Origin of the sequence: Mesorhizobium sp. M1E.F.Ca.ET.045.02.1.1, from assembly GCF_003952485.1 — a bacterium.
GTDB lineage: Bacteria > Pseudomonadota > Alphaproteobacteria > Rhizobiales > Rhizobiaceae > Mesorhizobium.
Genome location: NZ_CP034447.1, coordinates 164,289 through 179,128, shown reverse-complemented (window position 1 = coordinate 179,128; position 14,840 = coordinate 164,289). Strand labels below are relative to the sequence as shown.

9 protein-coding genes and 6 pseudogenes are annotated in these 14,840 nt (G+C 60.1%); 6 read left to right on the top strand and 9 right to left on the bottom strand.

Annotated features, from left to right (window positions below; genetic code table 11):
• Positions 1-517: 517 nt before the first annotated feature.
• Positions 518-839: pseudogene (locus tag EJ070_RS00810) on the top strand (hypothetical protein); the annotation flags it as partial.
• On the opposite strand, the pseudogene EJ070_RS37360 reads toward EJ070_RS00810, so the two are convergent.
• From EJ070_RS37360 to EJ070_RS00775, 8 genes and pseudogenes are all read right to left on the bottom strand, one after another.
• Positions 836-1,480, bottom strand: a pseudogene (locus EJ070_RS37360) (aldehyde dehydrogenase family protein). The pseudogenes EJ070_RS00810 and EJ070_RS37360 sit on opposite strands and share 4 nt — an antisense overlap.
• Positions 1,455-2,137: pseudogene (locus tag EJ070_RS37355) on the bottom strand (aldehyde dehydrogenase family protein). The pseudogenes EJ070_RS37360 and EJ070_RS37355 overlap by 26 nt, the downstream one beginning before the upstream one ends.
• A gap of 966 nt (positions 2,138-3,103) precedes the next feature.
• Positions 3,104-3,499 (bottom strand): helix-turn-helix domain-containing protein, encoded by a 396-nt coding sequence (locus tag EJ070_RS00800; RefSeq protein WP_245464779.1) that lies wholly within the window; start codon positions 3,497-3,499, stop codon positions 3,104-3,106.
• A gap of 277 nt (positions 3,500-3,776) precedes the next feature.
• Positions 3,777-5,615, bottom strand: a complete 1,839-nt coding sequence (locus EJ070_RS00795; protein ID WP_126089922.1) for a HipA domain-containing protein — start codon at positions 5,613-5,615, stop codon at positions 3,777-3,779.
• A gap of 268 nt (positions 5,616-5,883) precedes the next feature.
• Positions 5,884-6,561: an insulinase family protein gene (locus tag EJ070_RS00790; protein ID WP_348632937.1), complete on the bottom strand. Its 678-nt coding sequence runs from the start codon at positions 6,559-6,561 to the stop codon at positions 5,884-5,886.
• 199 nt (positions 6,562-6,760) lie between these two features.
• Positions 6,761-7,068: pseudogene (locus EJ070_RS00785) on the bottom strand (insulinase family protein); the annotation flags it as partial.
• Positions 7,069-7,152: 84 nt separating this feature from the next.
• Positions 7,153-8,385: pseudogene (locus tag EJ070_RS00780) on the bottom strand (IS256 family transposase).
• Positions 8,386-8,509: 124 nt separating this feature from the next.
• Positions 8,510-9,246: pseudogene (locus EJ070_RS00775) on the bottom strand (KUP/HAK/KT family potassium transporter); the annotation flags it as partial.
• Between the two features lie 40 nt (positions 9,247-9,286).
• On the opposite strand from EJ070_RS00775, the gene EJ070_RS00770 reads away from it, so the two are divergent.
• From EJ070_RS00770 to EJ070_RS36750, 3 genes are all read left to right on the top strand, one after another.
• Positions 9,287-10,291 carry a magnesium transporter CorA family protein gene (locus EJ070_RS00770; protein ID WP_029354811.1) on the top strand — a complete coding sequence of 335 codons (1,005 nt, stop codon included), beginning with the start codon at positions 9,287-9,289 and terminating at the stop codon, positions 10,289-10,291.
• A gap of 79 nt (positions 10,292-10,370) precedes the next feature.
• Positions 10,371-10,622, top strand: coding sequence for a DsbA family protein (locus tag EJ070_RS00765; protein WP_236370651.1), 252 nt, complete (start codon positions 10,371-10,373; stop codon positions 10,620-10,622).
• A 136-nt stretch (positions 10,623-10,758) separates the two neighbouring features.
• The gene (locus EJ070_RS36750) at positions 10,759-11,289 is read left to right on the top strand and encodes a hypothetical protein (protein ID WP_245464989.1); all 531 of its coding nucleotides are present in this window, start codon (positions 10,759-10,761) and stop codon (positions 11,287-11,289) included.
• Here EJ070_RS36750 and EJ070_RS37350 read toward each other — a convergent pair.
• Positions 11,220-11,753 carry a hypothetical protein gene (locus EJ070_RS37350; protein WP_245500214.1) on the bottom strand — a complete coding sequence of 178 codons (534 nt, stop codon included), beginning with the start codon at positions 11,751-11,753 and terminating at the stop codon, positions 11,220-11,222. The two genes, EJ070_RS36750 and EJ070_RS37350, sit on opposite strands and share 70 nt — an antisense overlap.
• A gap of 1,272 nt (positions 11,754-13,025) precedes the next feature.
• Here EJ070_RS37350 and EJ070_RS00755 point away from each other — a divergent pair.
• Together EJ070_RS00755 and EJ070_RS00750 are read left to right on the top strand one after the other, a co-directional pair.
• The gene (locus EJ070_RS00755) at positions 13,026-13,364 is read left to right on the top strand and encodes a helix-turn-helix transcriptional regulator (protein ID WP_029354813.1); all 339 of its coding nucleotides are present in this window, start codon (positions 13,026-13,028) and stop codon (positions 13,362-13,364) included.
• The gene (locus tag EJ070_RS00750) at positions 13,354-14,670 is read left to right on the top strand and encodes a HipA domain-containing protein (RefSeq protein ID WP_126089921.1); all 1,317 of its coding nucleotides are present in this window, start codon (positions 13,354-13,356) and stop codon (positions 14,668-14,670) included. The genes EJ070_RS00755 and EJ070_RS00750 overlap by 11 nt, the downstream gene beginning before the upstream one ends.
• The last annotated feature ends 170 nt before the right edge of the window (positions 14,671-14,840 follow it).

Here is a 14,840-nt window from a genome sequence, read left to right as displayed (position 1 = left end):
TCAGGTTTTGAACGCGCATTGCCCGTGTTTCGCGCCGCCAGAAAAGCGTGGCCCATCCGCACGATCCTGAAGCCCAAACCGTCGAACACGTGCGACACCGCCGCAATATGTCGTGCCATGCATCGATGCCAAGCGCCTCGGCGTTGAGCTCGCAGCACGCCAGAACATCATCGACGAGACGTTCAAGCTCGACCCGGGAACGGGAAAACGGCCCGAGGTTTGGCCTTGGTCGGGACGGCCGAACGGCAATATCGCCGAGAGGGAAAGACGCAGAAGAAGATCATCACACCCGGCGAGCCGAAAGTGTCGGCAAGCCATCGCAGAAGGCAGCAAACATGCAGGCCCAGACGTATCGCTGGGCGATCTGAGGGAGTGGCATACCTTGCGCGCCTGGTGCAGAAATTGCTCGCATCATGCCGAAGTAAGGTCGGCCGCGCTAATCCGCCGGTATGGCAAAGGCGCACTATTCAGCACGGTCGAGGGCACTTGGTTGCCCGGGAATTGAACCGGCTCATCACTGGTCAGTGATAATGCCAGCCAGTTCATCTCGAACGCCATCCTCTCCTGCGCGGATCAGAACCGGTCGAATGGCATTCCATGCGCATGGCAAGCATCGCTATCGCCTGTGGCGCGCCGACTGCAACACCGCGCGGCCGCACTCCCAAATCGCCTGGCAGACACCGGCCAAGTTCGCCACCACCTTCAATCCGCGACGGTCGCTCGCGCTGCGCTATGCGAAAGGCTCCGCGCCAGCCCCCGTCGCTTCACCCGCCCAGCAGCGCACAACCCACGCCGGAAACGAACCCAAAACTGGAGAAACTCGGGGCGACGTCATTTAGATTCCACCCATGCAGAGGTACTTCATTTCGAGGTAGTCTTCGAGCCCGTGGCGGGAACCCTCCCGCCCGATGCCGGACTGCTTCATGCCGCCAAAGGGCGCCGCTTCCGAAGACATACGCCCCGTATTGATGCCAATCATGCCATATTCCAATGCCTCGGCCACGCGCCAGACACGCCTCAGGTTCGAGGGATGGAAATAGGCGGCGAGCCCGTAAATCGTGTCGTTTGCCTCACAGACAACCTGATCCGCATCGTGGAAGCGGATGATCGGCGCCAACGGCCCGAAAGTCTCCTCTTGCGCAACCGCCATGATGCTGGAGATCTCGGTGAAGGCTGTGGGTTGAAAACGTTCGGCCCCGCATCGAATTATCCCACCCTTGGCAACGGCATCTGCGATGTGGGACTCGATCTTGGCCAAAGCATGCATGTCGATGAGTGGTCAGACGTCCACTCCCGGAGCGAAGCCGTCGCCAACCGATAAGTGCCGGACTTTCTCCACGAACTTCTCGACGAACTCATCGTGAACGCTCGATTGGACGTAAAGCCGGTTCGATGAAACGCAAGTCTGGCCGGCATTGCGGAACTTCGCCTGGATCGCCCCGTCAACGGCAGCGTCAATATCCGCGTCGTCGAAGACGATGAAGGGCGCATTGCCGCCGAGCTCGAGGCTGACCTTCTTGATCTAGTCCGAGCACTGGCGCATGAGCAGTCGGCCAACCTCGGTGGAGCCTGTAAAGCTGATGTTTCGGACCTTGGCATTGGAGCAGAGTTCGCGGCCCCACGCGATCACCTTCGGACGCATAGACCAGGTTGACAACGCCGTCAGGAAAGCCGGCTTGCTGCGCGAGGGCAAACATTGCACCTGCCACGAGCGGCGTCTGTTCAGCAGGTTTGAGCACGATCGCGCAGCCCGCCGCCAGGGCCGGCGAGATCTTGCGCGCCACCATCGACGCTGGGAAATTCCATGGCGTAATCGTGCCGACGACACCGATCTGCTGATTGATCACCATCATCCGACGGTCTGTAGACGGTGCGGAGATCGTCTCGCCATAGATGCAATTGGCTTCTTCGGCGTACCATTGCAGATACGCGGCCGCATGCGAAACCTCCGACTTGGCTTCGGCAAACGGCTTGCCCATTTCCGCAGTCAGAATCGCGGCGAGATCGCCTGCATGGCGATGATCAGCTGATGCCATCGCCAAAGAAGGTCGCTGCGCTCTCGGGCGGTCAGCGCCGCCCATCCAGGCTGCGCGACATAGGCCTCGTCTACCGCAGCCCGTGTCTCCTCCACGCCCATGTCGGACGTCCTGCCAGCACTTCGCCGCTCGACGGGTTGAGGACCACAAATGACCGCTCGCGAACTGACGTGCCAAGTGCCGGCAGGCGATGGACGGCGCCAAACAGGTCCGGGGATTTCAGTGGCGGATCATCGGCAGGCACAGGGGCAAACCGGGTTCCTCTCAAAGGCAGCTGATATGTATAATCGGCAGAGCCTCGGCGTGTACTCCGCACCTGCGGGTCCTTATAGGGCCTCGGCCATACGGCTGGTAGACCATCCACTCAACTTGAAAGGGAGAATTCTTGAACGCTTCTGGTCGATGGCTTGCGGTTCTCATCAGGTGCAAACTGAACAATGGACATCGGCTTCCCGACCGCGCGTACCGGCCATCGGTCCGAATAGCAGCAGTGCAGCCAAATGCCTTTTTTGAGCATCATCGGATTGAAATTGCTTTCAAAAGTCCTCGATCTTGCCGCCCCCCATCGCGAGCGCCACAAACGGGCGTGGAAAATCAAAAGGGACCACAATCGAGAATCAGCACGGTGATGCCTTCTTTGCGACCGTAGGCACGCAGATCATCTGCCAGCTGGGCTCGGGACCGTGCAGGTCGCGCCCCAAAAAACGAGAAGGGGGGTCGTTGTGGTGGAAGAGGTCGGGGATTTTCGAAAGAGCGTCGTTTACGGCGGGTCGTCCCTGTAGAGCATTCCCCTCGAATGCGACCGCCTTCAAAGGAGGACTTGCCATCGACGCCACGCTGATAACCGCTGCTGGCAAGCTGGAACTCAATACCGGTTAATTGCACTGAGGGCGGCGGCAACCAGCCCTCGAAAACTTTTTGCCCGGGGGCTTAAGCTCGGAAAGAGTGTTCCTTATCATATTGTGTTCAAAGTAAATGGACGTGGTGCGTTTCGTGGGTTGAATCACATAAAGTAGTCTGTGTTAACGTCTGCCGTACCACGTTCCCTTGCCGGTTCCATGTTGGGGCTAGATGTTTATTTCGACCAGGGTTGCCACATGTTTTTTGACGGTGTTCCGGTTTGCACCGGTCAGGTTGACGATCTCGCCAATGGTCATTCGCCCGCGCTCCTTGATGGCTTCAACTATTTGAAGGGAGAGTTCCGGAAGCGTACCGAGCACGAGACGCTCGCGCTCGATTTTCTTCTCAAGCCGCTGCTTTTGCTGCTGAAGAGCGCGCAGGAAATAAACAGCCCAGGGCTGCCAATTAGGCCTCGGACTGCGGATCGTTTTTTGAGTTTGCCGAAGCGCCAGATAGTAGCCCTCCTTGCTGTTCTCGATCACGCTTTCGAGCGAAGAGTAAGGCACATAAGCATAGCCACTGCGCATCAGCAGAAGCGTCGTCAGAACGCGATAGCCTTCCATTGCCGTCCTGGAATGGATGGATCTCCAAAAAGACCACCGTGAACATTGCCACGACGAGCAGAGATCTCGACCGCATCGACTGCGCCAGCCGACGCCCGAAGGGATTGTGCAGACGATCGAGCGGTTACGTCGCCGGCGCTAGAAAATAGGCCCTCCACTGAGCATCTATCATTAGCCTGAACTTTCGAGCCCTTGCCAAGCTTTGTCGGGGCGGTCTCGCCCATCACGGCTGGGAAGTGCGGTCCATGGAAACCGGCGTATCAGTTAGATCGATCATCTATGCAAACCCTTCGATGCGTTCGTGGACAATCGCGCGCATTTGCTCCGCCATCTTCGCGCCTTGAGAGCCGTCTGATAGAGGCGGCGGCAATTCGAGGTGGTTGAGCGCGCGTGAGAGGGCTGCAACAAGATCGTCGATGCTGGTATCCGCATCGGCTGCCTTGAGGCCAGCCGTGCTCGCGAAAGCCTTGAAGTCGGCGCGCCGCAGACGATCGTCCTTGCCGTTCAGCTTGAGGGCCATCCGGTCTTTTTCGAGGCGTGGAAACACGCGAGTCGTGACCGCGTCGTAGAGCGGAGCCATGCGAACTGAGCTGAATTGCGTGCTGCCGGGCTCTGCGATTTCCAGCAGTGCCATGTTCTTCAGGTGCATGTCGCCATCGGCGATCAGCCAGGCGAATAAGGATCGCTTCAGGACAAGCAGGACGTCTTCTTCGGGAGAGGTCGATAGCGGCCTTAGTGCCCGCGCGATGCGCTCCATCGTGCCGTCGTATTTTGCTTCGGTGGGCACGCCAAGTACCGAGCAGAAGTCCTCAAGCGCGAGCAGGTGTTTGTCCTCAAGGCTCGTTCTGATATCGAACCGCTCCACGAGTAGCGCCGGAGGCATCCCGTCAGGCATCGGGACGAGCGCTGTCGCGGGCGTCTTGAAACCGGCCGCGCTGCCCAAAGCGAGCGACTGCCATTCGATAACTGGCAGGGCCTCAAATCCGCCCGTACCCGCAGGTTTGAGAATGTGGGTAAAAGGCCGGCCGATACTGGGAGAGAGGGTGCCATCCGCACTGAGGAACATAGGCGCTTTGATCTGAACACCCGAAAGGCGAGGCGTATCAGTACGCTCGAATATCTGTGCGAGATTGCGTTCGAAACTCTGCTCCAGGTCGCCGCGACCCGGCCCTGCATACTGGCCAGTGAAGACAGTGTTTCTAGTGAAGCCATTGAGCCGGGTTAACAGGATGTCGGGCGGCAGGGCGGAGAGATCGCTCGCACGCTCGACGATGGTGATGTTGGACATGTAGCGTTTGCCCGAGCGTAGCGTCGCGCGCTCGTCGCGGTCGTTCAACACTGACGCAAGCCAGCCTTCAGGCAGCAGCGACAGAATGAAAGGAGGGAGCTTGCCCGGCGTGGTCTGGCGAACAAGTGGCGGGCCCTGATCGTCTGCATTCCAGCGCCACTCAAAACCATCATGTGTGAGATTTCCGAGCGGAGCGCCGTGCCACGCCACGATCAGATCGAGCGCGGCTCCGTTGCGTGCCGGTTCTGTGGTCAGTGGAGGGCGGAGGAAAAAGCGCTCGGCGTGCTCGCCCTCGCGATACCACTGGTTCGCGCGGGCAAGCGCCCATGTCGCGTCGGCAGCGCCCTGGGCGCTGCCGTATTGTTCTATGAGGCGGTTCGCGATTGCCTCGCGCATCGTCTCGTCGATGGATGCCGCGTGTTCGCTGCGCAGGCGGAAAGCTTCGAGGAAGCGCTGGCGCATCGAGGAGACGTCGATCCGGATTTCTCCCATTCCATCATCGACAATCGCTTGAGCGACTGATGGGTGGTCGGGAGCTGCGTTCTGAATGATTTCCAGCAAGCGCAAGCGCCTGCGCTGTATTCGTCGCCCGCTCAGGAACAGGCGGCCATCCCGGGTCGGGCCGAGAAGCACAGCGCTCGCCGCCGAGAGGTAAGCGTTGGGATACAGGTATTTGGCGATGCGGACGGCGTGCTTGAGTATCGTGGCCTCGATATCCTCCCCGGCATCGACATAGATGCCGCGCATTAGCTGGACGAGCTTGCCCGTTTCAGCCTGATAGTGGCTGCGGGTTTTATCGATGTTTTCCCCAACGAGGTGAAGGGCCATTTTCTAACTTTCCCGTATCTGATATACGGGAAAGCTAGCATAATCGGCTTCATATTCAAGAGTTTCTAACTTTCCCGTATTTGGTATACGCAAAAGTTAGAATACTTTCTCGGAACGACGGCGTTCTTCGGGTCGGGAATCGAACCACGGGAGAGAACTTGGTCTGCGAAGGCGAGCAGGCAGAACTCAAGGCGTTCATTCTGCCACACCATAGTCGGATCAGCCACACGTAGGTCGGCGAGTCCTTCAGCTATTGTAGAGCGTGGGATTATTCGCTGTCACGGGCCAACGCCCATAATCGCGGGCTCGGCCGAAAGCAGCTTCTTCGCCGCCGCCCTGCCTGCTCGAGGATCACCTGCCCGATGAGGGCCGGGCGGCGCTGGATGTAGTCTATGCCGAGTTTGTCGAGCTGCAACCCGACAAGCGTGGCGGAAATCGGCCTGGAGGAACCCAGATTGTCGATAGCATAGGCGCCGATCAGATACTTCTTGCTCGCTTCGAGTTCGGCCGCTGTTGGGCCTGTGTCCACCAACTCCTTGATTAGTTGTCTTATCAGGTCGAGCGTCTCGGCCGCCCTGTCGGCGCGCGTCGACGTCGTCACGACAAGCATGTTGGGCTGGTAGTCTTCCAAGCTGGACGAGACACCGTAGGCAAGGCCGCGCTTTTCGCGCACTTCCTGGAACAGACGTGAGGTAAATCGTGAGCCTCCGACTATATCGTTCATCAGCTGTCCCGCGTAGAATTCCGGGTCGTTGCGTCCCATGGCGGGAAAAGCCAGCTGGAGCGAAGTCTGGGGGAGGGCGTTGCGACCTGCGTCCGCTCGCCGCTTCGGGGTGACATCAGGTACGGGGGCGAGCGCCTGTTTCTGAGGCAAATCGCCGAACAGCTGGTCGAGCCTTGCTCTCAGGGCTTTGGCATCTATGTCGCCTACGACCGCCACATGCAGCCCGTCGCGGGCGAAAGCGGCTTTGTGGAAGGCGCTTAGATCGGCGGGCGTTACGCTGGTCAGGCTCCCTTGGGCGGTCTCGAATACGGATGCGTGCCGTAGAGTCCGCGCCGCCAGGCCAGCTCGGGGATCGCGTGAGGTTCGCGCTCATCGGCAATGATTTCGGAGAGAAGCTGGGCGCGTATGCGGTCGAAAACTGCTGGTATAGCCGGCTGCGGGTCCCGCCGCCGAGGATGTCGGCCAGCAGTCGAGCGCCTCGGCCTCGCCGGGTGCGGCCGTATGATAGGACGGCAGCATCCATTGCGTGGAAAAGCGCGGCACCGAAATGCGCACGTCGGTCAGCGTCACCGTGCGCTTGGCGTTTTGCTCCGGCTCGACTGGGCGGATGCGGGTTAGACCAGGAGCCGTCGGCACGGTTCCCTACGTCTTATCGGCCAGCGCCTTGACCGTTTCCGGCTCGACATCGCCGGCCACCACTAGGACGGCGTTGCTGGGCGTGTAATATTTTGTCATAGAAGGCCTGGCGTCGGTGCCGTAGCGGATCGTGTTGGAATTTGGCGGAGCAGCCTCCGGTAAATTGAGGTTATCGGTTCATGCGGCGAGGTCAATCTGCTGATCGAGTGGCTTGGCGGGGAGCGTGTGCCATCCGTCGATTTTTCGCATCGAGATTTGGCCGGACGCAATCAACGCCCAGAACAACATTGCCGCGGTTTCGGCCGAAGGCAGCACGGTCTGGGTCTTGATGCGCCGCTTGAACTCTTCATGCAGACGCTCAATCGCGTTTGTAGTTCTGGTGCTTTTCCACTGGCTCGGCGGCAGGCGCGTGAAGGCGAAGAGGCGCTCACCGGCCTCCTCCAGGCTGTCGGCCACCGCCCGGCACTTGAGCCGCCATTTGCGCAGGAACGCCTTGCGGCGGCTCTCGATCTCCTCCGGCGTGGCCGCGTAGATCATGTCGGTGTAATCGGCGCTGATCTCCTCGTGCAGGCGCTCGGGAGCGTGGGCGAGCAGGTTGCGGTGCTTGTGAACCGTGCATCTTTGAACCGGCACCCCGTCCACAGCCCGGCGATCGCCCCGTCCAAGCCGGGTGCGCCGTCGACGATGAGGAACTCAGGGCGGCGGAGGCCGCGTGCGACGAGATCGTCGAGGATCGCCCGCCAGGCCTCGGTCGTCTCGCCGCCCATGTTCTTGACCGCGAGCAGGATCTTCTGGCCGTCCGCGCGCACGCCGATGACAACGAGCAGCGAGATCGAGGTCGCCTTGCGGTCGAGCCTGACACGAACCACCGTCCCGTCGAGGATCAGGCGCACGATCGGGCTCGTCGGCCAGCGAGCGACCATTCCAGGCGTCCCAGTCCGTCTTCACCTTGCGCCAGGTGCGGCTGACGACGTCCTTGCCGATCGCGCCGCCGAACAAGGCGGCAAGCGCACGACGGACGCGTCGCGTGTTCGTGCCCGCCAGGTAGCTCGACGCGATCAGTGCGTCGGCGGCCTTCGTGCGCCGCTGATAGGCGCGCAGAGCCTTGCTCCTCCATTCCACCGTCTTGTCCTCGTCGACATCAAGGCGCGCCCGCGGAACCGTGATCTCAGTGGTGCCGAAGGTCCCCGTCAGCGTGCGCGTCCGGCTGCCGTGGCGGTGGCCGGCGACACCGGTGGTCTCATCACTGGCGCGCCGCCGGCTGCCGCCATAACGGGGACGGGCAAGCACCGCTTCCAACTCGGTCTCGAGCATCGTCTCGATGAAGCCGCGCACCCGCTCGCGCAGGCCAGCTTCGATCGGATCAAACCAGTTGTCGAAAAGATAGCTCGTCGCCTCATCCCCCGGGATGAACGGCTTCGGCTTTCATGGTAGTCCTTGTCATGGCGTAGTATCCTGTCCGGCACCGCAAGGCCGGATGATTCGAGGTTGACACCCCGGAGACTACGCCAACTCACAATTCCAACCACTCCCGCGACGGCACCTTGGCAGTCATCTGCTCGGCAATCAAATCGAGCGGGACTTCGCTCTTGCGGGACTTCTCGAAGAGGAGGCGGGTTCTGCGAACCCAAGTCATCGCGACCACACGCCGGCGACAAGGATTGAGACCCAGCCGCCGTCGAGCACTTTCATGATATTCGCCGAGAAGAAGCCGACATCGACCACCCCGAAGACGAGCGCAAGGCCGAGCGCCGGGAGGAGCGTCCACCTCCAGATACGCCTCATCACGATGTGGAGCAGGATTGTCGTCACAACCATTTCGCCCGTGACCGATATGCCATAGGCTGACGGGAGGGCGCTGGACTCACCAAAGCCGATGACCGCAACATGACCGACCATGCGAGCAGCAGGTTGACGCGCGGCAGGTATATCTGCCCGAATTGCATTTCGGATGTATGCCGGATTTCGAAGCGCGGAAGCATGTTGAGCTGGACGGCCTGTCGCACAAGTGAATAAGCGCCGGAATCACGACTTGGCTGGCGATCACAGTTGCCGCCGTAGCCATCACCACCATCGGCACCAACGTCCAGCCGTGGTCATCTCGAAGAATGGATGTCAGATCGTCCCGCCTCGGGAAAGAACGAACGCGCCCTGCCCGAAATTGTTAAGCAGCAGGCACGGAAATGCGATCGCCAGCCAAGCCAGCACAATCGGCCGGCGGCCGAAATGACCGAGATCAGTGTAGAGCGCTTCAGCCCCGGTTACGGAAAGGCTCCGCGGGCGGCATACTGCCTTGCCGAAGGGGCCATAAATGCTGCGCATCTACACGGGCCAGAACGGCCATCTGACAGCAATTGACGGCTTGCCGGAGGCCGAAGCTCTCGGTGCTCTCTGGCTCGACCTCCTCAACCCGACTGTTGAGGAAGTGAAGCTTGTTAAGGCGCATCTGGCCATTGATATCCCGACGCGCGACGAGATGGCGGAAATCGAGTTGTCGGACCGTCTTTATCATGAAGACGGCGCCGAGTTCATGACGATCACCGCGGTCGCGAATATCGAGGGCGAGGACCCTGTCAAAGCGCCGGTTACCTTCGTTATCAAGGGCCAGACGCTCGTCACTGTCCGCCACGCCGAACCGAAGCCGTTCTTGATCTATGCGGCGAAAGCACAGCGTACTAGCGGCCCTCCCTGCACGTCCGGCGAATTGGTGATGCTGGGTCTGATCGAAGCGATCATCGACCGCGCGGCCGACACGCTTGAGCGCATCGGCGACGAGATTGATGCACTCTCACGCGAAATTTTTCGCAACACGTCTCCGAGCGCCTCGAAGAAAACACGCAACCTTCAATCCCTTGTCGAGCGAATCGGCCGGAAGGGTGAGCTGCTGACGAAAATTCAGGAGAGTCTCGTGAGCATCGCGCGGCTCGTCGCCTACCATAGCGCGAGTGACTCGACCAGCTGGGCAGTCGCGTCGTCCGGTCGCAAGTTGCAGAAGGAAATCCGGCAACGTATCAAGCTCGTCCAGCGCGATGCCACGTTCCTCAGCGACCATGCGACCTTCCTGTCCAACAAGATCAACTTCCTGCTGGACGCGACGCTGGGTCTCATCAATCTGGAGCAGAACCAGATCATCAAGATTTTCTCGGTCGCTGCCGTCGTGTTTTTGCCGCCGACGCTGGTTGCCTCGATCTACGGCATGAACTTCGATGCCATGCCCGAGCTAAAATGGCTTCTGGGCTATCCTTTTGCGCTGGGTCTGATGGTGCTCTCCGCCGTGGTTCCGTATCTCTTTTTCAAGCGGCGCGGTTGGCTGTGAAAGGAAATAGGCTGGTTCGGGGCGCTTACTGAAAGTCCCACGTCCCGGAGCGGTCGCGCAGCTCAGCGAATTCGACATCTTGACTATCGCACGACACGTTGGCCTCGAGGTTGAGCAGCTCAAGCGGGACATGGAAGACCGCGCCATCGAAAACGTCCTCGAGCGCAATTGCGCGCTCGCCAAGGAGCTGTACATCAACGTCACGCCGGCGTTGGTTCTCGGCGACGAAGTGATTTCAGGTGTGCTCAAGATTCACACGCTGGAACGCTTCATCGCCAAAGAGCGGGAAGAAGCTAAGCGTCGTGCCGGATCACCAACTTCGGCATTTTGACAGCGTGGCGGCCGGTGCGATCCCGTTCTCTGGCCACGAGTGCCGCCTCTCGCGTCGGGCCAAATCTCTTATATGGTCCGGCAACGCGGTAGTGGGCGGACCAAGCCGTTCTATGCAGCGCACCAGACAAAGGGCAATGACCAAAGCCGTCCCGGACATCGCATCGGAGTTCAACGTCTTTGCACCAATGCCCAGCAATGGTCGCCGCGACAAACAACGCCTGCAAACGGGCGCTGTGAGCCGCCGTCGTTCAACGAAAGATCACCAACGGATGTCCCGAGGAGGCCCCATGAATCGCTGCACATCAGCATTTGCAATTCTTGCTTCCGGCACGTTCTGCACATCGTCGACCATCGCCATGGCGGCGCATTCGACCACCTATTCAGCGCCCGACAAGAGCGTCGTGTTTCTTGGTGGCGTTGGCTACACCTGGCTAAAGGGCAACGAGCTTTTCTACGACGAAGTGGGCAATCGTATCAGCAAATTGATCTGGGAAACCGGCGCGCCGGTTCTGACCACCGGGCTAAAGGCCGAGGTCTGGAAGAACTGGACCATCTCAGACAACGGCGTATTGCCGGACAGGATTGGTCGGATCAGTCAATCCACCCCGACACCCGCCTTGACCGCTACATCAACCTTGACATGGCAGCAGGCCCAGACTTCGTGATCAACGATGCCACGGTTATCAACCTTCATGGTGGCTTCAAATACACCAACATGAAGTGGAAGGCCTATGGCGGTTCGTACATATAGAGTGGGGACGGCTTCGGCTTTCGCGAGGATCGCGGCAAGTTCCCGGACGGCGAACCGGTCATCGATTACGAACAGCGCTATTTCGGCCTGTTCCTTGGCGCGAAAGCGACCACGACGCTCGGGAACTTGACGCTCTCGGGTCTGCTCCGCAGCGGCTTCACCGTTGATGCAAGCGCTGTTGACCATCACTGGCTGCGCGAGGAGGGGCGCGGCCTGCGATTTGAGGACGACTTCTTCACGGTGCCGTTCATCTCGGCCGGCGCCAAGATCGATTATCAGATGACCGACCGCGCCAGCGTCTTCCTGGCCGGCAATGTCGACAAATATTTTCGCAACAAAGGCTAGAAAACGGCCTACAGCATCGCGACCGGCGAACAAGGAGCCCACAAGGATAGCGCTGGCATGGACTTCTATGCCTTGACCCTGTCGGCCGGCTTCAAGCTGACGTTTTAAGCGCAGTCATTTCTGACGCTGAGCACGTAAGACCATGCGTGCATTAAGGACGCACAATGCCTCTGCGCGCAATCCATTCAATCGCGGCTATCCAAGCGGCGCCGACGTCGGCCAGGATCTCAGGATTGTCCGGGCGGTCCGCCAGGCCTGGTATGGCCGGCGTGGAGGTGTTGTCCGCCGGTCATCCCGTCGATTTTAAGGTCCCGACGGCCGTCTGGCACCGGTGCGCGAGCCGCCAGAAAAGCGTGGCCTTCCGCGCGATCCCGAAGCCACAAACCGTGAGAACCCGTGCGACACCGCCGCATCACGTCGTGTCGTGCATCGATGCCAAGCGGCTCGGCGTTGAGCTCGCCGCACGCCAGAATAAACTTGGCGCTCCTCAAGATTGCAGAGTCAGGCTAGTGGGTTGCGTCCCGCGGCGTCGTCTCCCAGCGTCAACCGGATCGTCTCGGCAATCTCCTCATCGGGCGCGCCGGGACGCGGTTCATCGTAAAGGCTATCGAGCCGCTGTTCGGCAAAGCGCCGACGCAATGTGCCCACTGTATTGGGCGTTGCACCAAGGCGTAAGGCAATTTCCTTGTTCTACATCCTCTCGCTGGCCAGCAGCACTATCCGCGCCCGTCGCGGCAGGCCTTGCGCCGTGCCTCGACGCCGGACCAGACCCTCCAGTTCACTCGGCTCTGCTGCGGAGCCAGCGCCTTGAGCAGCGGCCAACCTGGACTCGTCCCGTCCTCGAAAAGCAAATTGTTACGCAGATGCTTGTCCACCCTGACCCGAGCCATCCTCCTGCACGCTTTCGCCGTTGCGCGCGACGAAGACCGCAACGCTTCATCGCGCTTGGCGTAGTGGCACCAGGGACCGCCCATCGAATGACTCATGCGAGGCATCTCAAGGCTGTCCGCGGTCCAGCGCCAGATCTCCGCCTCGCCCGAGGCGCGCAGAGCTGGCCGGTTGTGCAGGAGCCGTAGGCAATATTCGCCGTCCTTGTTCGGATGGGTAACGCTTGCGTCTCCCGTCGCATTCTACCTCGCTTTCCGAACGTAGCCGTGATGCGAACTCTTGCTGCATATAAAGTCGAATCAGGGGGATTTGGATCATACAATACGGAGGCTTGACTTTGGCAGTCGCTCTGCGACATTACCTATATAAAGGTCGAAATGAGGTGATATGGCTCATGGACAGGTCACGGAGACCCGAATGACGGCAACGCATAAACGCACCTATTCGCGCTACGCAATGGAAGCGCTTGGCCTTTTCGGTAAGACCATCCGGCTAGGCCGGATGCAGCACCGGTTAACCGCACAGGAGTTAGCCGAGAGAATCGGTGTTTCACGCAGCACCCTGCAGCGCATCGAGAAGGGCGATCCCAAAGTTGAAATCGGACTGATGTTCGAAGCTGCTGCCATTGTCGGTGTGAAGCTGTTCGATGCGGACGGCAAGGGCATCACAGCCCTCACAGGCCGCATGGACGATCGCATCGCGCTGCTGCCGAAGCACGTCTACAAGGCCGGCAAGCAGATCGTCGATGAGTTCTAAGGTCCCCAAGTACGACGAAGCCTATGTCTGGGTCTGGCTGCCGGGCGAGACCGCGCCGGTTGTCGCCGGGCGGCTATATGCCCATGACGGACTCGTCAGCTTCAACTATGGCAGGAGCTTTCGTGAACTGGGCAGCGCGATCCCGCTTTATCTCCCGGAACTGCCCCTGAAGGCAGGCGAATTGCCTTTGCTTCCTGGCCTAACCATGCCGGGATGCATCCGCGATGCTGCCCCCGATGCCTGGGGACGACGGGTTATCCTAAACCGCAAATTCGGTGTGAAGGGCGATGAAATCGCGCGGCTCGATATTTCAGAACTGACGTTCCTGCTGGAATCAGGCTCGGACCGCATCGGCGCGCTCGATTTTCAGTTTTCGCCCACGAATTACGAGCCGCGCGCACTGGCCAATGCCACTCTCGAAGAGCTTGTCCAATCGGCGGAGCGGGTAGAGAAAGGTATTCCGCTCACCCCCGAATTAGATCAGGCGCTGCATCACGGCAGCTCGATCGGCGGCGCAAGGCCAAAGGCGCTGATCGAGGACGACGCCATCAAGCATGTCGCGAAATTTTCCTCGTCTGCCGACCTTTACAGCGTCGTCAAAGGAGAATTCATAGCCATGCGGCTTGCCGCCTTGTGCGGCATCAGAGCGGCATCCGTCTCGCTCGTTCGCGCCGCAGGCAAGGACGTGTTGCTCGTCGAGCGATTCGACCGGATCAAGGTCACGGGCGGCTGGCAACGCAAATCCATGGTCTCAGCGCTGACGATGCTCGCGCTCGATGAGATGATGGCGCGTTACGCCAGCTACCAGGATTTGGCGGAGATCATTCGCCACCGATTCACCGCGCCGTCGGAAACTCTGCGCGAGTTATTCAGCCGCATTGTCTTCAACATACTTTGCGGCAACACCGACGATCATGCCCGCAACCATGCGGCATTCTGGGACGGGGCTAAGCTCACCCTCACGCCTGCTTACGATATTTGTCCGCAGGCCCGCAGTGGCCAGGAGGCCAGCCAGGCCATGCTCATCAGCGGCAATAACCGCATGAGCCGGATCGCGTCCTGCCTTGAAGCCGCGCATCACTTCCTGCTCAGCGCGCCGGAAGCTCTTGCGATTGTTGAAGGCCAGCTCCGATGCATTGCGGAGAATTGGCCGCGTGTCAGCGAGGAAGCTACGCTATCCGGCACAGATCGCAATCTGTTCTGGGGCCGACAGTTCCTCAATCCCTACGCTTTTACGGCGCTGGAAGGGAGCGCCGACGTTCTCCTCGCTCTGGCTGACGAACTACGCAACAGTGTTCACGCCTGATCCGGCGCTGGATTTCGGACAAGCTCGGCAAGCGCAAGACGCCCACAATATGGACAATCCTTGCCGTGCCAGCACGAAGACATGAACAGACGGCTCTTCGACAGCGACAACGTGCACTGCGGAGAGATGTGGAGCTGACACCGCAAGAGCCCACAGACGCGCGACTTCCC

Coding starts and splice junctions, on each gene's coding strand:
- EJ070_RS00770 (WP_029354811.1), top strand. CDS start 9,287: ATGCTGCGCATCTACACGGGCCAGAACGGCCATCTGACAGCAATTGAC.
- EJ070_RS00750 (WP_126089921.1), top strand. CDS start 13,354: ATGAGTTCTAAGGTCCCCAAGTACGACGAAGCCTATGTCTGGGTCTGG.
- EJ070_RS00755 (WP_029354813.1), top strand. CDS start 13,026: ATGACGGCAACGCATAAACGCACCTATTCGCGCTACGCAATGGAAGCG.
- EJ070_RS00795 (WP_126089922.1), bottom strand. CDS start 5,615: ATGGCCCTTCACCTCGTTGGGGAAAACATCGATAAAACCCGCAGCCAC.
- EJ070_RS36750 (WP_245464989.1), top strand. CDS start 10,759: ATGACCAAAGCCGTCCCGGACATCGCATCGGAGTTCAACGTCTTTGCA.
- EJ070_RS00800 (WP_245464779.1), bottom strand. CDS start 3,499: ATGGAAGGCTATCGCGTTCTGACGACGCTTCTGCTGATGCGCAGTGGC.